Here is a 20258-nt window from a genome sequence, read left to right as displayed (position 1 = left end):
GGTCAGATCTCGTACACCGCGCCGGCCCGGGCCAGCTCCACCGGGCCGGGGTACGCGGCGGCGGCGTCGCGGCGGTTGCGCTCGGCGTCGGTCCACGGCGGGATGTGGGTGAGCACGAGCCGGTGCGCCCCGGCGGCCGCCGCGTGCTCACCGGCCTCCCGGCCGTTGAGGTGGACGGCCTGGTAGGTGTCGCGGCCGTCCAGGTAGGCGGCCTCGCAGAGGAACAGGTCGGCGTCCCGGGCGAGTTCGACCAGCTCGGGGCACTCACCGGTGTCACCGGAGTAGACCAGCGAACGGCCGCCGTGCTCCAGCCGGAAGGCGAAGGCGTCCACCGGGTGGTTGACCTGCGCGACGGAGACCCGGAACGGGCCGAGCTCGAAGTTGCCCGGAGTGAGCGTGCGAAACTCGAACACCTCCTTCATTCCGGGATTCTCCGGCATGTCGTACGCCCGGGCGAGCCGCTCGGCGGTGCCGGCCGGGCCGTACACCGGGAGCAGGTCGGGGCAGCCCTCGGCGCGGTAGTTGCGGGCGACCCAGTAGGCGCACAGGTCGACGCAGTGGTCCGCGTGCAGGTGGCTGAGCAGGACGGCGTCGACCTCGTAGAGGCCGGTGTACTTCTGCAGCGCGCCGAGCGCGCCGTTGCCGAGGTCCAGCACCACGCGGTAGCCGTCGGCCTCGACCAGGTAGCTGGAGCACGGCGAGTCGGCGGACGGGAAGCTCCCCGAGCACCCCACCACGGTCAGTTTCATCCGAGCCCCTCCGCCCCGACACGGTCCTGGCTGCTGTTGGCGTACGACATGGAAACAGCATGGAAAACAGCATGGAAAACGGCAGGCCGGGCCGGTGGACCGGCCGGTAGCACTGCGTTGGTGTGTCGAGGGTAAGGGCGGAGCAGCACTTTGCCCCCGTCCCCGTGCCGGGCTGTGGCTGGAATCACCCAGACCGCCGGGGCGGGGGCCGCGGCGCGGAATCAGCGGTGCCGGGGGCGGTTGCGGGCCCAGGTGCGGATGGTCTCGGGGTACCAGCGGGGGTGTCCGCTGCCGTCGATCACGTCCGGCTCGGGCAGCAGGCCGTGCCGCCGGTAGTTGCGGACGGTCTCGGGCTGGACGTTGATGTGCCGGGCGATCTCGGCGTACGACCACAGTGCGTCGCTGTTCACGAAGGCACCTCCGGGGGGACGGGGGCGGACGTTCGTGGGGCAGCCTTTCCGGACGGCACCGGGACGCAGGCCGCAGAACGGGCGTCGTGGCGGATCCGTGACGAACCGGGAGCAACGTACGGACAAATGCTCAACTGTCACGGCCGCCACGGTGGTGGCGTTCACCGGCGGCCCGGTACGGTTCGCGGCATGACTGGCATCTGGATCGTTCTCCTGCTGGCGGGCGTCGCCGTGCTGGCCGCCGTCGCGGCGGCGCTGGTCAGGCGCACCCGCCCGGCGTCCCGCCCGACCGCCCCGACCCGCCCGCGGCCGCGTCCGCGCACCGGGGCCGGGCCGGAGCCGCAGGAGATCTGGTGGGCCGAGGTGCCGTTCGAGGACGGCCCGGGCGCCAAGGACCGCCCCTGCCTGGTGCTGCGGGTGCACGGCCGGACCGCCACCGTCGCGAAGATCACCAGCAAGCACCACGCCGAGCGCCCGGGCGTGCTGCCGCTGCCGCCCGGTTCGGTGGGCGACCGGCAGGGCCGGACCAGCTGGCTGGAGACCGACGAGCTGCGCGAGGTGCCGCTCTCGGCCTTCCGCCGCCGGGCCGGCACCGTGGACCGCCAGGTCTGGTCCCGGGCCCAGCGGGCGCTCTCAGGTCACTAACTGATCGTTTCGGAATACCTGGCTCCACGGCTCCGCATCCGCTACGAACGTCGAGCCGACCTCCATCAAGGGCTGCCCGAACTCGCCTGCAGCATCATCTGCTTGCGTCGACTCCGCAGAGGTCTCCCTGAGCGATCAGCACGGCCGTATCGCACTCGTGAGGAGCCCCAGAACAGAGAATTCGGCGGTCAGGATTTCAGCCTCTGCCGGCGTGACCCGTAGGCCTGAGCCGAGTAGGTCACGCAGCATTCCGGTAGTCTCGGCGACCGTCCCGCTATAGGTCTGGCGGAGGATACGAAGCACATGGACCCAGGCGGGTTCCTCGGCAACAACGCTAAGCACAGCGCCCCCGTGGCCCACAGGACAGCATCCCGAAGCCATGCCGGCCCCATTCCCTCAAAGCCCTCGTCCGAGCACTCGTAGCAAATCCGGCTGTCTCTCCAGTAGAACCGTCCGTCCCGGACGACCTGCTCGGGCACGCTTGCGGTGGGACGTCCGCAGTACCAGCAACAGCCCGGATCGACCCTACTCATGCGCGGTATCCCTGGGCGTGGCGACGTAGGGCCTGGAGAGTTCGGCCCAATGTCACGACCATCACGTTAAGACCCGGGTTATACGTTCACCACCGCATTCTGACGCAGCAGCCCAGGCAGTCGCCGCCCGATTGCCGAGGCGGCCGACCGGCTCGACATTCTGAAACGATCAGTTACTCACCCAGCCGTCCACGAGGAAGCACAGTTGCCGGTCTATTTCGCGAACGTGGTTCTCGATTCGACTCTGAGCAGCTTGGGTGCGGCCAGCCCGGATGTAGGGCACCGGGCCAAGAAAGGGCAATGCGTAGATCCGATGTCCTGGCGCCTCCAAGACACCTCCGGACTCGCGGATTCGAGTCCAGGCGTCCCGTTCGACAAGGACGATATCCTCTACGGTCAGCTCGTCGGGTATCGGCCGCTCGATCGCCATCTGCTCAAGAGTCCGCCGTGCCGCTGACAGCGCATCCACGCCGGTCGTCAAATCGTCGGCCATCGTTGGGCATCGTGGCGCCTCCGTCTGACAGGTAGCCACTCTTCGGTCTCGCCGCGGCAGTTTCACTGGCACCACAGCCGCGGTCGGCGGCGGCCGATGCCGATCTCGGTGAGCGCGTAGGTCGATCGCGACGGGTGCCCGAAGACAGCGCACGCCGGGACAGAACGTGGACGACGCAGGCCGGCTCAGTTCAGAAGCAGGACAAAGGCCTTGTTTAGCTAGAACGAGACTAATCATCTGATATCGGATGAGTATCTAAGCGGATAGGGATCGGCCGATCACCGAAATAGGCTTCCCGCTGACCGAAGGTTGTCGGGAGGGGAAAGCAGTGGGCGATCTCAAGGTTGATCCGGGTGAGATCTACATATCCGCGGGTATGGCGCGGGCCATCGCCGAGGACTTTGCGAAGCCTTGTCAGGCGGTCGCTACTGCCAGCCAGACGGCTGTCAGTGGGCTGACGGGTTGGTCGGTGGCCACGCGACTCGGTCAGGTGGCGAGTGGCTGGGCGCCCGTGCTGGAGGGTGTCGGCGACCGCCTCAAGAAGACGGCCGACAACCTCACCGCCACGGCGCAGGCTTACTCGAACAACGAGCACGCCAACGTCGATGTTTGGCGGAAGCACAAGATCGGTGAGGCGTGGGAGAAGCCGGGCCAATGAGCAACCTCTTCGAGCTGCTGCTCAGCTTCGACCCCGCCGGGCTGCATGGCGCTGCCAAGGCGTGGCGCGCGTTGTCCAGCGGGGCCCAGTCTGCCGACAACAGGCACCGTAACCAGGTCAACGGACCGCTGCGGCAATCGCACTGGGATGGGGACGACGCGAAACAGGCGTTCTCCACCTTGGGCCGGACCGAGCAGATCCTGGAGATCGTGCGAGTCGAGTCCGCCACCGTCGCGCTCGCCCTCGACACTGTCGCCGACCGGATCTATCAGGCGCAGACCAATCTGAAGAACGCCGTTCACCGCGCCGAGGAGTGGGGCCTGACCGTCGGCTCCGACGGAACGGTGAGTCTGCCGCCGCTGAGCAAGGGCGAGCAGAATGACCCTGAGGCCAGATCCGACCCCGAACGCAAGGCGCTGGCCACCCTGTGTACGGAGGCCCAGGAGCGGATCAACAAGGCGCTGGCCGATGCGAAGGAGGCGAACGACAAGGGCGAGCATGCCCTCAGCCGCCTCGATGCCGACATCCTGACCCGGATTCGGGTGTTCGGCTCCGTCGGTGAGACCGCCGCGGACGTGAAGGACGTGGCGAAAGATCTCGGGCTCGCCGACCCGTACGTCCCGGAGAACAAGGACCCGCAGAAGTCCGCCGACTGGTGGAAGTCGCTGACCCCGGAGCAGCAGAGCAGTTACCTCGCGCTCTATCCCGATCGGATCGGACAGCTGGACGGCCTGCCCGCTACTGTCCGGGACGAGGCGAACCGGCTCGCCCTTGACCAGGAGTTGGACACGCTGGAGGCCGGCAACGCGCGCGGAAGCGGCATTACGGCCGGCGAGTACAACGCCCGGGAGCACAATCTGATTACGCTCAGGGATCAGCTCGCCGAGCACGACAGCGCAGCCGAGGACAAGCAGTTGTTCCTGCTCGGGTTTGATCCCAAGGCTAATGACGGTCACGGTAAGACGGTCATCGCCATGGGAACCCCGACACCGCCGACCACACCGCCGTCCTGGTGCCGGGGACGGGAACGACGATCGACAGTACGGGCGGGAACCTCGCACGCGTCAACAGCATGCAGGAGGCCGCGAAGCAGTGGTCGAAGGGGACGAATCAGAAGGTGTCGGTGGTCTACTGGCAAGATTACGACGCCCCCCAGATCCCGGTCATGCAAACGGCAGACTTCGACGTCGCCGGCACCGGCCGGGCCGAGGCCGGGGCTGAGGCTTTGCGCCGGTTCACCCAGGGCACCCGGGTCGCCCAGGGCGACCACCCCAGTCATCTCTCGGTCTTCGGCCACAGCTACGGGACGACGGTTGTGGGCGCGGCCGCGGCAGGTGGGAACGGACTGGGCGCCGACGACATCATCGCCATCGCGAGTCCCGGAATGACCGTCCAGCGCGCCGATCAGCTCCACATCGACCCGAGCCACTTCTGGACCGGCAGGGCGACGGACGACAACATCTCGCTCGCCGCCGGCCTCACCCTCGGCGAAGACCCGATGCTCGACCGGTTCGGTGGGAACAACTTCGTGACCGACACCTCCGGACACAGCGGCTATTGGGACACGAAGGCAGATGGCACGCCCAGTCAAAGCCTGTTGAACCAGGGCCGCATCATTGTCGGGAAGGCGCCGACCACAGTTCCCAAGGAGTACGGACCGCCTTCCCCGTGATCACCCGAGTCGGACCGACCACGGCCGGCCCGGCTGTTCCGGTTGTTCACTCCGTCCCGGCCGCAAGGAACTTCACTGTGCCGTCCCCCCTTCCACGACTAGCCGCACGCCGCGTCGGAGCCCGACGCCTCGGCGCTGCCGCGATAGCGCTCTGCCTGCCCCTGATCCTCGGAGGATGCATGTCCACGCCCGGCCCCAACGATCCCATCCCCGTCAAGGCCCGCCAGGACGCCCAGGACTGGGCCAAACACATGACCGAATACATGGCGCAGGCCGCCGGAGTCACCCTCACCCCCGGCAGCGCGGAACCGTTCTTCAACGTCTGCGTCGGCAAACACGACGAGGTCGCCAAGGACGGCCGGTACACGATGTCGTACGCGGTCTACAGCTCCGCCCCGCTCGAACAGCACCCGGAGGCCGTCCGTAAGGTCCGCGCGATGCTCGAACAACAGGGCTTCAAAGTCGACGGCTACCGGGAGACCACCAACGGCAAGGTGGACACAGTCCTCGACGCCACCCAAGCGTCGAGCCGATACCTCGTCAGCGTCGGGACCACAACCGGAGGCCTTCTTCTCTTCCAGGTCAACACGCCCTGCCTGATGCCCCCCACAACAACAGAGACTCCTCACTGACTGATCGTCTCAGGATGAAGTGGTCCTGGGGGTCATCAGATCATTAGGGTGGGACGGGGTGCCCCACCCTAGGCCGGACTTTGACGGCTAGCCGCAATGCCACTGACTTTGCGGCCCACCAGAGCCTTTTGGCATCGCCATCACCGCAGGTCAACGGCTTGTGGGTGCGGTTAAGTCAGTGGCATTGCGTCTAGGCCCAGAGCTGGCCCTGCAGTGCCTCGACGGCCGCCTCGGTGGATTCGGCGGTGTAGATGCCGGTGGAGAGGTACTTCCAGCCGCCGTCCGCGACCACGAAGACGACGTCCGCGCGCTCCCCGGCGGCCGCCGCCTTGCGGCCGACGCCGATCGCGGCGTGCAGGATGGCGCCGGTGGACACGCCCGCGAAGATGCCCTCCTGCTGGAGGAGTTCGCGGGTGCGGCGGACGGCGTCGGCGGAGCCGACCGAGAAGCGGGTGGTGAGCACCTCGGCGTCGTACAGCTCGGGGACGAAGCCCTCGTCGAGGTTGCGCAGCCCGTACACCAGGTCGTCGTAGCGCGGTTCGGCGGCGACGATCCGCACGCCGGGGACCTTTTCGCGCAGGTAGCGGCCGACGCCCATCAGGGTGCCGGTGGTGCCGAGGCCGGCCACGAAGTGGGTGACGGTGGGGAGGTCGGCGAGGATCTCGGGGCCGGTGGTGGCGTAGTGGGCGCCCGCGTTGTCGGGGTTGCCGTACTGGTAGAGCATCACCCAGTCGGGGTGCTCGGCGGCGATCTCCTTGGCGATCCGCACGGCGGTGTTGGAGCCGCCGGCGGCCGGGGAGGCGATGATCTCGGCGCCCCACATGCGGAGCAGTTCGCGCCGTTCCTCGCTGGTGTTCTCGGGCATCACGCAGACCATCCGGTAGCCCTTGAGCTTGGCGGCCATGGCGAGCGAGATGCCGGTGTTGCCGCTGGTGGGCTCCAGGATGGTGCAGCCGGGGGTGAGCCGGCCGGCGGCCTCGGCGCGCTCGATCATGTGCAGCGCCGGGCGGTCCTTGATGGAGCCGGTGGGGTTGCGGTCCTCCAGCTTGGCCCAGAGGGTCACCAGGCCGCCGTCGTTGCCGGGGACGGCGGCGGACAGCCGCGGCAGGCGGACCAGCGGGGTGTTGCCGACGGCTTCGAGCGGACTGTCGTATCGCAAGGGAGGCCTCCGGCCACGGCGGTGAGGGTGAAGAGGGGCGGTTCCCCCGGCCCCGGCCCCGACCCCGGACCCGTCACGGGCAGGGGCGGGGCGGCGCCGGGGGAACCGGGAGGTCAGCGGGCGCCGCCGGCCACGGCGGGCAGGATGGTGACGCTGTCGCCGTCGGCGAGGGCGGTGGAGATGCCCTCCAGGAAGCGGACGTCCTCGTCGTTCAGGTAGACGTTGACGAAGCGGCGCAGTTCGCCGCCGTCGACCAGGCGGGCGGCGATGCCCGGGTGGCGGGCGTCGAGGTCGGTGAAGAGTTCCGCGAGGTTGCTGCCGTTGCCCTCGACGGCCTTGGCGCCGTCGGTGTAGGTGCGGAGGATGGTCGGGATGCGGACCTCGATGGCCATGGGTGCGCTCCTGTGCGAGTCGTGTGAGGTGGGTGGGCCGCAGCGGGCGCGGCGGGGCGGAGGGTGCCCGGGGCTCGGCGTCGCCGGGGAGGCGGCGGGGCCCGGGTGGGGCGGGGCGGCTCTCAGCGCGAGCGCGCGGGCGTGCCGGGACAGATCGCACCGGCGTGCCGGCACAGGTCGATGTGCAGGCGCGCCACGAGGCGGGTGCCCGGGGCCTGGTTGCTCACATCGACGGAACGCATGGGCTCATCGTATAGATTCCCGGGCCCGCTCCGACATGCCCGTCCCGCGATCCGGATGCTTTCGTTTCCGATGCTGAGATTCCTCGGGGACGACAGGGGCCCGCCGACCGCTCGGGGCGGGTCGGCGGGCCGGGTCCAGGTGGGTGCCGGTCAGGCCGGGTAGGCCTCGACGACCTGGACGTCTTCCTCTGTGATCTCGCCGTCCACGATGCGGAACGAGCGGAACTGGTAGGGGTCGTCCTCGGCGGTTCCCTCGGCGGTGGAGACGAGGACGTAGTGGGCGAACGGCTCGGAGGCGTAGCTCACGTCGGTGCGGGAGGGGTAGGCCTCGGTGGCGGTGTGCGAGTGGTAGACGATCACCGGCTCCTCGTCCAGGTCGTCCATCTCGCGGTAGAGCTTGAGCAGGTCGCCCGAGTCGAACTCGTAGAAGGTGGGCGAGCGGGCCGCGTTGAGCATCGGGATGAACCGCTCGGGCCGGCCGCTGCCGGCCGGTCCGGCAACCACGCCGCAGGCCTCGTCCGGGTGGTCGGCGCGGGCGTGGGCCACGATCCGGTCGCGGATTTCTCGGGTGATGGTCAGCATGTCGGTCAGGATGCCACGCCCCGGCCGATGCCCGCCGGGGCGTCCGAGGCCCGGTCGCCGGGTGTCCGCCACCCGGTCGCGGGCCCGCGGACGCCCGGCCGTGCCGGGGGTGTCAGCCGCCGTTGCGGGCGTGCAGGTGGTCGTGGGCGACGCCGTGGACGGACTCCGGGTTGCGGCGCTTGAGCACCTGGTAGCCGATCACCAGCACTAGCGCCCAGCCGGGGAAGACGTACAGCGAGATCCGGTTGTCGGCGTCCAGGGCGATCAGCACCACGACCATGGCGAGGAAGGCGAGGGCGGCCCAGCTGGCCCAGGCGCCGCCGGGGGCCTTGAAGGTGGGCGGCGGCAGGTGGCCGGCCTGCCAGGCCTTGCGGTAGCGGATCTGGGAGATCAGGATCATCGCCCAGGTCCACAGCCCGCAGACCGTGGCGACCGAGGTGATGTACTCGAACGCCCGTGCCGGGACGAGGTAGTTGAGCACCACGCCGGCGCCCATCAGCAGGCAGGAGACGGTGATCGCGAAGGCCGGGGTGCGGCGGCTGTTGAGCTTGGTGAGCTGACCGGGGGCCTGGCCGCGCAGGGCGAGGTCGCGCAGCATCCGGCCGGTGGAGTACATCCCGGAGTTGCAGGAGGACAGCGCCGCGGTGAGCACCACGAAGTTGATGATGCCGGCCGCGGCGGGGATGCCGATCTTGCCGAAGGCGGCGACGAACGGGCTGACGCCGGGCTGGAACTCCCGCCACGGCACCAGCGAGAGGATGACCACCAGGGCGCCGATGTAGAACAGCGCGATGCGCCAGGGCAGGGTGTTGATGGCGCGCGGCAGGGTCTTCTCGGGGTTCTCGCTCTCGCCCGCGGTGACGCCGACGAGTTCGACGCCCAGGTAGGCGAACATGACGATCTGCAGGGTCATCACGGTGGCGCCGATGCCCTTGGGGAAGAAGCCGCCGTCCTGCCACAGGTGGGTGATCGACGCGGTGTCACCGGCCTTGCTGAACCCGAGGGTGAGCACGCCGATGCCGATCAGGATCATGCCGATGATGGCGGTGACCTTGACCATGGAGAACCAGAACTCGATCTCGCCGAACAGCTTCACCGAGATCAGGTTGGCCGCGTAGAGGATGACCAGGAAGGTCAACGGGCTGGCCCACTGCGGGATGTCGGGCGCCCAGAACTTGACGTACACGGCGGCGGCGGTGGTCTCGGCCATGCCGGTGACGACCCAGAACAGCCAGTACGTCCAGCCGGTGACGTAGCCGGCGAAGGGGCCGAGGAACTCCCGGGCGTACTCGGCGAAACTGCCGGAGACCGGGCGGTAGGTGAGCAGTTCGCCGAGGGCGCGCATGATCACGAAGATCACCAGGCCGGCCACCGCGTAGGAGAGGATCAGGCTCGGCCCGGACTTGGAGATCGCGGTGCCGGCGCCGAGGAAGAGGCCGGTGCCGATCGCGCCGCCGATCGCGATCATCTGGATCTGGCGGCTACCGAGCCCCCGCTCGTAGCCCTCTTCGTCCGGTTTCCCGTCGACCACCTGGTCGTAGATCTGCTCGGCCATGGTCACCCGTCCTGGTGGGTCTCGTTTGTGGGGAGAAGTCGTACCACGCCCGATCCGGATACCGGTGTTCATCTGAGCGATATTTGAGCATGCCCTGCTAGGTTTTGCCCGATTTATGCGAAAATGCCCCGGCCGATCGTCCACATACTGGACGGAACGGCCGGGGCTTGCCCGAAAGCGGGCAGGATCGCCGGGCGGAGCGGAGGAAATCGCTCCGCGGTCAGTCGGCGATCGCCTCTCCACTGTCAGTCGGCAATCGCCCCTCCGTGGTCAGTCGGTGATCGCCTCCAGCAGCGACTCCTGGAGCGCCCCGAGCCAGAGGTACGCCATCACCAGCGGCTTGCGCTCGTCGCCGTCCGGCAGTCCGTAGAGGCCCTGTTCGTCCTCCTCGGTGATCTCCAGCCGCGCCCCGAGGGTCAGCCGCAGGTCGTTGAGCGCGCCCAGCCAGTGCAGGCAGTCGGGGGCCGCCAGCTTGAGCACCCCGCCGCCCCCGAGGCCGTCCAGCGACCGGACCACCGCCAGCGCGTCGTCCCGCTTGCGGGCCCGCAGGTCGAGCTCGGTGTAGCGGCGGAACTCGGCGGAGGCCGCCTGCGCCTCGGCGTCGGCCGGCGCGGCCGGGTCGCCGTAGGCGTCCGGGAACAGCCGGGCCAGCGCCGGGTCGGCGGGCGCCTCGCTCGGCCCCTCGGCGAACAGCGCCGCCAGCGGATCGTCGCTCTCCCCACCCGGGCCGGGGCCGATCAGCTCCAGCATCTGCACTTCCAGCGAGCGCAGGATGGAGGCCTCCACCTCGTCCAGCGCGATCGCCGCGCCACCATCGCCGGTGCTCTCGAACAACCCAGCCATCTGTATCGGTCAGCCCGTCTTCGTCGTCTTCGGCCGCACCGCCGGGGAGGCGGGCGGTCAGTCGGTCGCCCGGTCGGTCGGGCGCCGGAGGGGAGGTCAGTCGTGCTGCAGCGTCGCCCACAGGCCGTAGCCGTGCATCGCCTGGACGTCCCGCTCCATCTCCTCGCGGGAGCCGCTGGAGACCACCGCCCGACCCTTGGTGTGCACGTCCATCATCAGCTTCCGGGCCTTGTCCTTCGGGTAGCCGAAGTAGGCCTGGAAGACGTACTGGACGTAGCTCATGAGGTTGACCGGGTCGTTGTGCACGATGGTCACCCAGGGCGTGTCCGGCTCCGTCACCGGCTGTCCTTCGACCTCCGGGCGCTCGATCTCCACGGGCGCGACACTCACCGGCAGGCCTCCTCGTTGCACACTCGTCCGTGACTCCTCACGCCCCATGCTGCCATCCGGGGGACACCCGGGCGATTCCGCCCCGGGTCAGGTCGAGAGAAATCGTCACTCTGACGCTAAGTGGTAGTAGCATCATCCTCATGGACGCCACATCAGTGCGCGCGGCCGGCTCGACCGCGCTGCTCACCGACCGCTACGAGCTCACCATGCTGCAGGCCGCCCTGCGCAGCGGGGCCGCGCACCGCCGCTCCGTCTTCGAGGTGTTCACCCGACGCCTCCCCAGCGGCCGCCGCTACGGCGTGATGGCCGGCACCGGCCGGGTGCTGGACGCCGTCGAGAACTTCCGCTTCGACACCGCCCAGCTGGACTGGCTGTCCGAGCAGGGCGTCGTGGACGAGGACACCCTGCGGTTCCTGGCCGACTACCGCTTCCGCGGCGACATCCACGGCTACCCCGAGGGCGAGGTCTACTTCCCCGGCTCGCCGCTGCTCACCGTCGAGGGCAGCTTCGCCGAGACGGTGATCCTGGAGACGGTCATCCTCTCCATCCTCAACTTCGACTCCGCCGTCGCGGCCGCCGCCTCCCGGATGACCGCCGCGGCCGGCGGCCGGCCGGTGATCGAACTGGGCGCGCGCCGGGCCCACGAGCAGGCCGCCGTCGCCGCCGCCCGGGCCGCCTACGTGGCCGGCTTCGCCGCCACCTCCGACCTGGAGGCCGGCTACCTGCACGGCATCCCCACCACCGGCACCTCCGCACACGCCTTCACCCTGGTGCACGACAGCGAACGCGACGCCTTCCGGGCCCAGATCGAGTCGATGGGCCGGGGCACCACCCTGCTGATCGACACCTTCGACCTGCACGAGGCCGTCCGCACCGCCGTCGAGGTGGCCGGGCCCGAACTCGGCGCGGTCCGGATCGACTCCGGCGACCTCATCCTGGCCGCCCACCGGGTCCGCCGTCAGCTCGACGAGCTCGGCGCCGAGAAGACCCGGATCATCGTCACCTCGGACCTCGACGAGTACGCCATCGCCGCCCTCGCCGCCGCCCCGGTGGACGGCTACGGGGTCGGCACCAGCCTGGTCACCGGCAGCGGCCACCCGACCTGCGCCATGGTCTACAAGCTGGTCGCCCGCGCCCAGACCCCGGACGGCCCGCTCGTCCCGGTCGCCAAGCGCGCGGCCGGCGGCAAGACCAGCATCGGCGGCCGCAAGTGGGCCGCCCGCCGACCCGACGCCGAGGGCGTCGCCGAGGCCGAGGTGGTCGGCACCGGACCGGTCCCCGAGGAACTGCGGCCCCACCTCGTCCAGGTGCCGCTGGTGCTGGCCGGCGAGACCGTCGGCCGCGAGCCGCTGACCGCCGCCCGCGACCGGCACGTCCGGGCCCGGGCCGCGCTGCCCCTGTCAGCCACCCAGCTGTCCAAGGGCGACCCGGTCATCCCCACCGAGCTGATCGACTGACCGATCTGACCGACTGCCCGAGCTGATCGACCGACCGACCTGATCGACTGCCCGACTCCCGGGCTCCGGCCCGTGGGCCGGAGCCCGAAGACGGGCCCCAAGCCTTCCGCCGCCGCGCGCCACTCCCTAGAGTCAGCCGTAGAGTTCCCCTGGAGTTCCTCCCCGGCCGTCCGGCGTTCGCGAGGAACCCGCCACCGGGGCGCACCCGCCCCCACATCCGAGGATGCGAGCCATGCACCGGGCACTGATCGTCGTCGACGTGCAGAACGACTTCTGCGAGGGCGGCAGCCTGGCCGTCGCGGGCGGCGCCGAGGTGGCCGCCGCCATCACCGACCTGATCGCCGAGTCCTCCGCCGGCTACCAGCACATCCTCGCCACCCGCGACCACCACATCGACCCGGGCGCGCACTTCTCCGCCGAGCCGGACTACGTCTCCAGCTGGCCGGTGCACTGCGTGGCCGGGACCGAAGGCGTGGGCTTCCACCCCAACTTCGCCCCCGCGGTGATCTCTGGCGCGGTCGAGGCGGTCTTCGACAAGGGCGCCTACTCGGCGGCCTACAGCGGCTTCGAGGGGCTGGACGAGAACAACCGCGGCCCGGTGGAGTGGCTGCGCGAACGGCAGGTCGACGAGATCGACGTGGTCGGCATCGCCACCGACCACTGCGTCCGGGCCACCGCCCTGGACGCCGCCCGGGCCGGCTTCACCACCCGGGTGCTGCTCGACCTCACCGCCGGGGTGGCGCCGGAGACCACCGCCGCGGCGCTGGCGGAGCTGGAGGCGGCCGGGGTCGAGCTGGTCGGCGTGCCGGTGGTCCGGCCGGCGTGAGGCGGGCGTACTGAACGGGGCGTACTGAGCCCGGCGTACTGAGCCCGGTCGCTCGATCCGGCTGCTGGGCCCGGTCGCTCGGCCCGGCGTACTGAGCCCGGCCGCTGGGCCCGGCCCGGGCCCGATCGGGGCCCGGGGGCCGGGTGCGCGGCCCGTGCTCAGACCACCATCAGCTCCACCACGTCCGTCCCGCCCGCCCGGTAGGCCTCGCGCAGCTCGCCGCCGACCGCCTCCGGTTCCACGGCCAGCCGGGCGCCGGAGACGTACACCACCCGGATCCCCAGGTACTCCATCCGGTGCTGGCCGCCGCGCACCCAGGCGGCCTCGCCCTCGCTGACACAGCGCAGGTCCGAGTCCACCTCCACCGCGACGCCCTGCTCCGGCCAGTAGAGGTCCGGGACACCGATGTAGGTGCCGCCGCGCATCCGCAGCTCCGGGGCGACCAGCGGGGCGGGCAGCAGCCACTCGTCCACCAGCCGGTCGACCTGCTCCAGCACGAAGTCCCGCTCGGCAGCGAGGAGTTCGTCCAGCGCGGCGCGCACCCGGGGCTCCCCGGTCAGCCCCGACTCGATCAGCTCGGCGGCCAACTCCCGTACCGTGCAGCGGTTCTCCGGGCGGGCGACGGCCTCCCGGAGCACCTCGCGCACCGGCACCGGGGCGTCCACCGGGAGCCCGTCCGCCGTCCACTCGACCAGCGCGTCGGAGACCGCCCGGGCCACCGGCGCGCAGGCCAGGCCGTGCACCGAGCGGGCCACCAACTCCCGTTCGGTGCGCCGGATCCGCACATCGCCGGCGTCCTTGAGCCGACGCTGGCGGGGCACCAGGACGTCCACCCCGGTCACCGCGGGCAGCCGGGGCACGGCGGCGAAGCCGTACAGCGCCAGCGCGGCCGCCCCGGTGATCACCGCGCCCTCCCGGCGGCCCTCCTCCCGGCCGTTCTGCGCCGCGTACAGCAGCGCGGCCCACATCCGCTGCTCCGGGGTGGGCTCGCCGGACTGGAGCAGGTAGACCCTGGGCAGCAGCCGCTGCCAGGGGCCGCCGTGGCGGCAGTGCTCGGTGATGACCCGGGCCGGCACGCCCCGGGCGCGCAGCTGGCTCGCGGTGACGACGTTCTGCTGACGCTTCGCCAGCTCCTCCAGGGACGGCGGCGGCGAGGGGATCCGGTAGTTCATGCGCGCCCCTCGACGAATCGCTCACTACGTTCGCTCATGCGCCCACCATCCCCAACCGCCACGCCCCCCGTGCAACTGCCTGACGCACTGTTACTCAACCGTCGCGAAACCGGGACCAGCCTGCACTAAAGTCCTCATACCCTCACTCATTTGGAGTAAATGACGTTCATATGGCTATCAGGTTTGATCGAAAAGGATCGCCCACCTGGCCGTCTGACCCAGAGTGATCAAGGGCATACGGCGAGGGACCCCCGGGGCGTCAAACGCGCTTCCGGGATTGCCTAGGCTTACGTCATGTCACGTGACGAGACCGCCGGCCTCCGCGCGGCCCAGCTCCGCCTCGGCCGTCTGCCCGGGTACGTCCGCCGCCCGGATCCGGCCCGCCGCAGCGGCGAGAAGGGCCATACGTACAAGAAGGGCTGGGAGGTCCGCTTCACCGCCCGGAGCGAGGCCGAGATAGCAGAGATCCGCGACCTCGTGGTCGCCGCCGGGTTCGCCCCGGCCAGACCCTTCTTCAAGGGCCACCAGCTCATCCAGCCGGTCTACGGCATGGCCGCCGTCCAGGCCTACCTGGCCGCTAGACAGGCGGCCGAGGAACACGCCGAGCGGGTCGAGCTCGGGCGCCGACGACGGGCGGCGGGGGCGCGCACGGGCGCGACGCACGCCGGAGGGGCGCACGCCGCCGGGCAGCACGCCGTCGGCCACGCGGCGAACGGGCATCCGGCAGGCGGCCACCCGGCGAACGGACATCAGGCCAACGGACACCAGGTCAGCGGGCATCCGGCGGGCAGCCACCCGGCCAACGGGCATCAGGTCGGCGGGCATCCCTCGGGCGCACACGCCGCAGCCGGTCACCCCTCGGCCGCGCACGCCACCGCCGCGCCCGGCACCCACCGGTGCGAGCGCCAGGAGGCCGCCGCCGGCGCCGCCGCTGCTGCCGCGGCAGCGGCCGCGACGGCCGCCCAGCTGGCCCGGCGCCGGGCCGTCGAGTCCTTCCCCGCCCAGGTCGAGCGCGGCAACACCGCCGACGACCTGACCGCCCCCACGGAGGCCCGGCCGAACCCCTGACCGGGCGGCACCTCCCCGCCCCGATCCGCGCCCCGGTCGCCGCAGGCCGCCGGGGCGCTTTCGACGCACCCACCGCCACCCGGCCCGGCGCAACCCCCCGTCGTGAGCGCGGTTGCGCAGACGGTTGTGCGGTCCCGGCTTCGCGCCCTGGGCGTGGACGCCGGACCCGGCAGGCCCTACGGTGGCACCTCAACTGCCGTGCGACCCCTGCCGTCCCGTACCACCTGACCAGCTACGACACGCTCGCACCTACGCCCCCCGCAGCACTGTGCAGCACTCCCTCCCGGCCGGGCCCCGGCGGCCCCGGTCGACCCACCACCGGCCCTCGATCGGCCCTCGATCGGCCCGCCACCGGCCTCCACCGGCAGTACCGCCGCCGCGCCGCACCGCCCGTCACCGGATCCGGACGCGCCGCAGCGGGTTCCAGGCATTCCATCGGATTGGTCACCCAGCGCACCGAGGGCCTACCGTAGAGTGAGCACAGATGATCGACCATCAGAAACCCATCTCCCCTTCCGAGAAGACGAGATGACCAACCGTCACACGAGCGCCGCCGAACCACCCCCGGGGTCCGGCGAACCGGAGGACGTACCGCTGGAGTTCGCGGCCTTCTGCGAACTCCACCGCCCCCGGTACCTCAGCTACGCCCGGGTGTGGCTGACCGAGCACGCTGACGCGGCCACCGCCGTCCAACAGGCGTTCGCCGAAATCGCCGTTCAGTGGCGGGAGTTGCTCACCAGCCCCAACCCGACCGCGCTCGCCTGGCAGATCCTGCGCGGCACCGTCGCCGAACACACCCCGCAGGAGACCCCCGTCCCCGACCGCCACCCCGCCGACGACGACCTGGCGATCCTGCACTACGTCGTCGGCCTCGCCGCCCCCGAGATCGCCGACGTCATCGGCACCGACACCGCCAGCGTCGCCGGCCGGCTCCGGCGCACCATGCTCCGCGAGGCCTCCGGCTGGTGAACCGCGGCGACCGGGTCAGACCCGCTCGCCCGTCACGTCGAACAGGTGGTGCACCGGGTCGTGGATCAGGTAGCGGGCGAAGGACTCGACGGTGAAGCGCGCCCCGTCGCTACGGCTCCCGGTCCGCCCCCACTGCTCCCCCGACACCGCCCCGAACGCCGCCGCCAACGCCTCCGCGGCCTCCGCCAGCTCCCCGGACACCACCTGCGGCCGCTGCTCCCGGTAGCGCTCGGCGACCGCCGTCTCGTCCTGGTCCCAGTTCGCGAAGAGCGGGCCGTCCTGGTCGAGCATCAGGTCCAGCCGGACCAGGAACAGCCGGAAGACGTCCCGGACGTGGCAGGCGTACTCCAGGTCCGACCACACCCCCGGGGCCGGCCGACGGCGCAGCCCGTCCTCGTCCCCCGCCAGCACCGCCAGCCAGGCCGCGGCGTTCGCCCGGACCATCGCGGCGACGTCCGTCGGGGCCACCGCCGGAGTGTCCAACCCGCAGTCGGGGCAGGCGCGTTCGAGCACCCAGGTCCAGTCCTTGGTGTCGGGGACGAGGGCGTCGGGGACGAGGGTGCCGGCGGGGCTCGCGTCGGCGGGGCTCGCGTCTGCGGGGTTCGCGTCGGTGGGGTTCGCGAGGTGCTGGTCAGAAGTGCTCATGGGCCCAGCATGGCCGCCCCGCACCCCGCCCCACCAGCGGCAATGCCGCCAGCGACCGCCGAAATGCTGCCAGCCCCGGCGCGCGCGGATCAGCCCCTGGCGAGCCGGATCAGCCCCCGGCGCGCTCGTACTCCAGCCGGGCCTCCAGCAGGCTGCCCAGGTTCTCCCGGCTCCACGCGCACACCGCGTCCATCGGCCCCAGCAGCGTCCGCCCCAACGGCGTCAGCGCGTACTCGACCCGCGGCGGATTCTCCGCGTACTCGGTCCGGACCACCGCGCCGTCCTGCTCCATCGACCGCAGCGACTCCGTCAGCACCTTCGCCGTGATGCCCGCCAACGGCACCCGCAGCTCCGAGAACCGGCGCGGCCCGCCCTCCAGACAACGGATGATCCGCCAGGCCCACTTGCGGCTGCCCAGCACCGGCACCGACTGCACCGTGCAGTCGGCCGGGAAGAAGTCCGCCGGCAACGGCGCCGGCCCCGTCTGCGTCATGCCCCGACCGTACCCGCCGGGCCGGCTCCGCGGCAGCCCGTCCCCGGCCGTCGGCGCCGGTTCCGTTGAAGTAACCGGCACCCCCCGGTCTACCGTCACTGCACCGGCGGGCCCCAACGGCCCGCCACCGACCCGACGGAGGCCCCCATGACCACCACCACGCCCCAGCAGCAGCACCGCGCGGACGTCATCGTCTACGGCGCGGGCGGGCAGGTCGGCCGCGCCCTGATCACCGAGGCCCGCCGCCGCGGCCTCACCGTCACCGCCGCCGTCCGCGACCCCGAGCGCCACGCCGACCTCGCCCGCGAGGGCGTCACCCTGGTGCGCTGCGACGTCACCGACCCGGCCGCCGTCGCCGCCACCGCCCCCGGACACCCCGCCGCCGTCAGCTCCGTCTACACCCCCGACACCCCGTCCACCGAGTTCTACCGCGCCGCCACCAGCGCCCTCGTCGACGGCCTCGGCCGCGCCGGCGTCCCGCGGCTGCTCAGTGTCGGCGTCGCCACCACCCTGCAGACCGCCCCCGGCGTCGCCGTCCACGACGACCCCGCGTTCCCCGAGGCCCACCGCACCTTCTCCCTCGGCCACTCCGCCGCCCTCGACCTGCTCCACACCTCCCCCGCCACCCTCGACTGGGTCGTCGTCACCCCGCCCATGGACCTCGACCGCACCGCCCCCGGCACCGGCCGCTACCGGGTCGGCGGCCCCCACGTCCTCGGCCCCCGGATCGCCCAGGCCGACCTCGCCCTCGCCCTCGTCGACGAACTCACCACCCCCGCCCACCACCGGCAGCAGATCGCCGTCGCCGAATAGGCCCCGCACCGAAAATCCCGGCACGAACCGGCCCCACCGGGCATCCTGGGCACCATGGCCACGGACCTCTCAGCCCTCGCGGTGAAACCCACCCTGCACGGCCCCACCATCCGCCTCGTTCCCCTGGCGGCCCGGCACACCGACCCACTGTGGGCGCACTGCACCGACCAGGGGACCAACCGCCTCACCGGCACCCGCACCGCCTTCACCCGCGACCAGATCGCCCAGTGGTGCGCCACCCGCGCCGACCGGCCCGACCGGCTCGACCTCGCCGTCGAGGACCCGACCACCGGCCGCTTCCTCGGCGACACCGCCCTCACCAACGTCGACCCGGACAACAACTCCGCCGACTACCGGATCGCCCTCACCCCCGACAGCGTCGGCCGCGGCATCGGCACCGAGACCACCATCCTGGTCCTCCGCCACGCCTTCGCCACCGTCGGCCTCCACCGCGTCCACCTCGACGTCTTCGAGTACAACGAACGCGCCGCCCGCGCCTACACCAAGGCCGGCTTCGTCCTCGAAGGCCGCGCCCGCCAGGCCCACCACTGGGACGGCCGCTACTGGGACGTCCTCCACATGGCCGCCCTACGCGACGACTGGCTCAGCACTCACTGACCCACCCGCCGCCTCCGCCGCCGCACCACCACGGCGGCCACCGCGGCCCCCACCACCACGACCCCGGCCGCACCGGCGACCAGCACCGGGCCACTGCCGCCGCTGCCACCACCACCGGCGTTGGCTTCGGGGGCCACGGTGGGCTGTTCCGCCGGATCGGTCTCATCGTCACTCGGTGGTGTGCCGTGCGATTCCGCCCGCTTCACCAGCGGATTCTCCCGGGGGCCATTGTCCACTGCCGGGTTCGCCTCCAGAGCCTTCGCGGGCGAGACGATCCCATAGCCGTAGTGGTTGTTGGGCACCACCGTCCCATCAGCGGGCGGGGTGGCTGTCTTGATCATCCGATTGATCACCTGCCCGGCGGACAGGTTCGGGTACTTGGAGCGGATGAGCGCCGCAGTGGCGGAAACGTACGCAGTGGCTTCGGACGTACCGTCTCCAGCTCCATAACTCGTAGAGGATTTGGCCGTGGCGAGGTAAATGTCCACACCAGGCGCGACGATTGTGGTCTCGGGACCTGGCGTGGAACGGCCCCATACGCTCCCCTTCGAGTCCACGGCTCCTACAGCCACGACCCCTGGGAAGGCCGCCGGGTATCGAACACCGTCCGCGTCCTCGCCGAAGTTTCCGACCGCCGCAACCAGCACGACATCCTTCGAGATTGCGTAGTTGACGGCCTTCCGCAACTCCGCATCAAGGCGAAACTTCCCTCCGAGGGACAAGTTGACGACGGTCGCACCATGGTCGATCGCGAAACGGACCGCGTCCGCGAACCCCGTCTGCTGGGGATCGGAGCCATCGCCTTCCGCCCCCACCTTCACAGGCAGGATCTTGGCCTTGGGAGCCAACCCCATGACTCCTTCCTGCGTCCCGTGCCCGTGCCCCGCAATCAGGCTCGCGATTCCAGTTCCGTGGCCCTTGCTGTCCACACGGCCATCGGAATTTCCACCCGAGTAGTCGGCTCCGGGGAGGACCTGTCCGGTCAGATCCTGGTGATCCTGATTCACTCCGGAGTCGACCACGCCGACCACAACCCCGTCGCCCTCGCTGACCGACCAGATCTTCGTCTCGGCGTCGAAGGTCTTCAGCGCCCACTGATGGTCCCTGATCTGGTCAGCCCACGCCCCCGGTGCAGCAGCGGCCCAAACCAATGCCCCAGCGGCGAGAATCGCCGTACCGCGCGCCAACAGGCGGCTCGTCAAACCCGGTCACCCCAACTCAGAGATCAGCTCACCCGTCCGT

Annotated in this window: 25 protein-coding genes; 10 read left to right on the top strand and 15 right to left on the bottom strand. The window is 71.0% G+C overall.

Features of this window, described 5'->3' with window-relative positions; all coding sequences use genetic code 11:
* Positions 1–2: 2 nt before the first annotated feature.
* Positions 3–749: an MBL fold metallo-hydrolase gene (locus ACZ4W5_RS04225; RefSeq protein ID WP_465652676.1), complete on the bottom strand. Its 747-nt coding sequence runs from the start codon at positions 747–749 to the stop codon at positions 3–5.
* Positions 750–970: 221 nt separating this feature from the next.
* Positions 971–1159 (bottom strand): MerR family transcriptional regulator, encoded by a 189-nt coding sequence (locus tag ACZ4W5_RS04220; RefSeq protein ID WP_360238957.1) that lies wholly within the window; start codon positions 1157–1159, stop codon positions 971–973.
* 189 nt (positions 1160–1348) lie between these two features.
* On the opposite strand from ACZ4W5_RS04220, the gene ACZ4W5_RS04215 reads away from it, so the two are divergent.
* Complete coding sequence (locus ACZ4W5_RS04215; RefSeq protein WP_360238960.1) at positions 1349–1804, top strand: type II toxin-antitoxin system PemK/MazF family toxin; 456 nt, start codon at positions 1349–1351, stop codon at positions 1802–1804.
* A 702-nt stretch (positions 1805–2506) separates the two neighbouring features.
* On the opposite strand, the gene ACZ4W5_RS04210 is transcribed toward ACZ4W5_RS04215, so the two are convergent.
* Positions 2507–2830, bottom strand: a complete 324-nt coding sequence (locus ACZ4W5_RS04210; protein WP_465652673.1) for a hypothetical protein — start codon at positions 2828–2830, stop codon at positions 2507–2509.
* A 328-nt stretch (positions 2831–3158) separates the two neighbouring features.
* Here ACZ4W5_RS04210 and ACZ4W5_RS04205 point away from each other — a divergent pair, with 328 nt between their 5' ends.
* Positions 3159–3488 (top strand): hypothetical protein, encoded by a 330-nt coding sequence (locus tag ACZ4W5_RS04205; RefSeq protein ID WP_465652671.1) that lies wholly within the window; start codon positions 3159–3161, stop codon positions 3486–3488.
* On the opposite strand, the gene ACZ4W5_RS04200 is transcribed toward ACZ4W5_RS04205, so the two are convergent.
* A complete protein-coding gene (locus ACZ4W5_RS04200; protein ID WP_465652669.1) occupies positions 3407–4444 on the bottom strand; it encodes a hypothetical protein in 1038 nt (345 codons plus the stop codon). The two genes, ACZ4W5_RS04205 and ACZ4W5_RS04200, sit on opposite strands and share 82 nt — an antisense overlap.
* Positions 4445–4500: 56 nt before the next feature.
* Between ACZ4W5_RS04200 and ACZ4W5_RS04195 the strand changes: the two genes are divergently transcribed.
* Positions 4501–5160, top strand: coding sequence for an alpha/beta hydrolase (locus ACZ4W5_RS04195; protein ID WP_465652667.1), 660 nt, complete (start codon positions 4501–4503; stop codon positions 5158–5160).
* A 179-nt stretch (positions 5161–5339) separates the two neighbouring features.
* Positions 5340–5792, top strand: coding sequence for a hypothetical protein (locus ACZ4W5_RS04190; protein ID WP_402486028.1), 453 nt, complete (start codon positions 5340–5342; stop codon positions 5790–5792).
* A 190-nt stretch (positions 5793–5982) separates the two neighbouring features.
* Here ACZ4W5_RS04190 and ACZ4W5_RS04185 read toward each other — a convergent pair whose 3' ends face one another.
* From ACZ4W5_RS04185 to clpS, 7 genes are all read right to left on the bottom strand, one after another.
* Positions 5983–6951, bottom strand: coding sequence for a PLP-dependent cysteine synthase family protein (locus tag ACZ4W5_RS04185; protein WP_402486031.1), 969 nt, complete (start codon positions 6949–6951; stop codon positions 5983–5985).
* A gap of 113 nt (positions 6952–7064) precedes the next feature.
* A complete protein-coding gene (locus ACZ4W5_RS04180; RefSeq protein WP_097237732.1) occupies positions 7065–7343 on the bottom strand; it encodes a MoaD/ThiS family protein in 279 nt (92 codons plus the stop codon).
* Between the two features lie 122 nt (positions 7344–7465).
* Positions 7466–7585 carry a putative leader peptide gene (locus ACZ4W5_RS04175; RefSeq protein WP_317621128.1) on the bottom strand — a complete coding sequence of 40 codons (120 nt, stop codon included), beginning with the start codon at positions 7583–7585 and terminating at the stop codon, positions 7466–7468.
* A 150-nt stretch (positions 7586–7735) separates the two neighbouring features.
* A complete protein-coding gene (locus tag ACZ4W5_RS04170; RefSeq protein ID WP_360238966.1) occupies positions 7736–8167 on the bottom strand; it encodes a M67 family metallopeptidase in 432 nt (143 codons plus the stop codon).
* Positions 8168–8279: 112 nt separating this feature from the next.
* On the bottom strand, positions 8280–9722 hold the full coding sequence (locus tag ACZ4W5_RS04165; protein WP_465652663.1) for an amino acid permease: 1443 nt from the start codon (positions 9720–9722) through the stop codon (positions 8280–8282).
* Positions 9723–9992: 270 nt separating this feature from the next.
* Positions 9993–10565: a DUF2017 domain-containing protein gene (locus tag ACZ4W5_RS04160; RefSeq protein ID WP_465652661.1), complete on the bottom strand. Its 573-nt coding sequence runs from the start codon at positions 10563–10565 to the stop codon at positions 9993–9995.
* A gap of 96 nt (positions 10566–10661) precedes the next feature.
* Positions 10662–10955, bottom strand: a complete 294-nt coding sequence (gene clpS, locus ACZ4W5_RS04155) for an ATP-dependent Clp protease adapter ClpS (protein ID WP_030284071.1) — start codon at positions 10953–10955, stop codon at positions 10662–10664.
* 140 nt (positions 10956–11095) lie between these two features.
* Between clpS and ACZ4W5_RS04150 the strand changes: the two genes are divergently transcribed.
* The gene (locus tag ACZ4W5_RS04150; protein WP_360238975.1) at positions 11096–12412 is read left to right on the top strand and encodes a nicotinate phosphoribosyltransferase; all 1317 of its coding nucleotides are present in this window, start codon (positions 11096–11098) and stop codon (positions 12410–12412) included.
* Positions 12413–12644: 232 nt separating this feature from the next.
* Positions 12645–13238: an isochorismatase family protein gene (locus tag ACZ4W5_RS04145; RefSeq protein ID WP_360238978.1), complete on the top strand. Its 594-nt coding sequence runs from the start codon at positions 12645–12647 to the stop codon at positions 13236–13238.
* 158 nt (positions 13239–13396) lie between these two features.
* Here ACZ4W5_RS04145 and ACZ4W5_RS04140 read toward each other — a convergent pair whose 3' ends face one another.
* On the bottom strand, positions 13397–14410 hold the full coding sequence (locus ACZ4W5_RS04140) for a hypothetical protein (protein WP_465652658.1): 1014 nt from the start codon (positions 14408–14410) through the stop codon (positions 13397–13399).
* 294 nt (positions 14411–14704) lie between these two features.
* Between ACZ4W5_RS04140 and ACZ4W5_RS04135 the strand changes: the two genes are divergently transcribed.
* Both ACZ4W5_RS04135 and ACZ4W5_RS04130 read left to right on the top strand, forming a co-directional pair.
* Complete coding sequence (locus ACZ4W5_RS04135; RefSeq protein ID WP_465652656.1) at positions 14705–15478, top strand: hypothetical protein; 774 nt, start codon at positions 14705–14707, stop codon at positions 15476–15478.
* 528 nt (positions 15479–16006) lie between these two features.
* Entirely contained in the window at positions 16007–16447 is a 441-nt protein-coding gene (locus ACZ4W5_RS04130) for an RNA polymerase sigma factor (protein ID WP_360238986.1), read from the top strand.
* Between the two features lie 15 nt (positions 16448–16462).
* Here ACZ4W5_RS04130 and ACZ4W5_RS04125 read toward each other — a convergent pair whose 3' ends face one another.
* Both ACZ4W5_RS04125 and ACZ4W5_RS04120 read right to left on the bottom strand, forming a co-directional pair.
* Positions 16463–17092, bottom strand: a complete 630-nt coding sequence (locus ACZ4W5_RS04125; RefSeq protein ID WP_465652653.1) for a DinB family protein — start codon at positions 17090–17092, stop codon at positions 16463–16465.
* 109 nt (positions 17093–17201) lie between these two features.
* Positions 17202–17585 (bottom strand): winged helix-turn-helix transcriptional regulator, encoded by a 384-nt coding sequence (locus ACZ4W5_RS04120; protein WP_465652651.1) that lies wholly within the window; start codon positions 17583–17585, stop codon positions 17202–17204.
* Between the two features lie 147 nt (positions 17586–17732).
* Here ACZ4W5_RS04120 and ACZ4W5_RS04115 point away from each other — a divergent pair, with 147 nt between their 5' ends.
* Positions 17733–18398: an NAD(P)-dependent oxidoreductase gene (locus ACZ4W5_RS04115; protein ID WP_465652649.1), complete on the top strand. Its 666-nt coding sequence runs from the start codon at positions 17733–17735 to the stop codon at positions 18396–18398.
* 54 nt (positions 18399–18452) lie between these two features.
* The gene (locus ACZ4W5_RS04110) at positions 18453–19016 is read left to right on the top strand and encodes a GNAT family N-acetyltransferase (RefSeq protein WP_360238998.1); all 564 of its coding nucleotides are present in this window, start codon (positions 18453–18455) and stop codon (positions 19014–19016) included.
* Here the strand turns inward: ACZ4W5_RS04110 and mycP are convergent.
* Complete coding sequence (gene mycP / locus ACZ4W5_RS04105; RefSeq protein ID WP_465652646.1) at positions 19010–20218, bottom strand: type VII secretion-associated serine protease mycosin; 1209 nt, start codon at positions 20216–20218, stop codon at positions 19010–19012. The two genes, ACZ4W5_RS04110 and mycP, sit on opposite strands and share 7 nt — an antisense overlap.
* Positions 20219–20258 lie beyond the last annotated feature (40 nt).

The organism is Kitasatospora sp. NPDC029367 (assembly GCF_055569135.1).
This window is presented reverse-complemented; position numbering and strand designations above follow the sequence as displayed.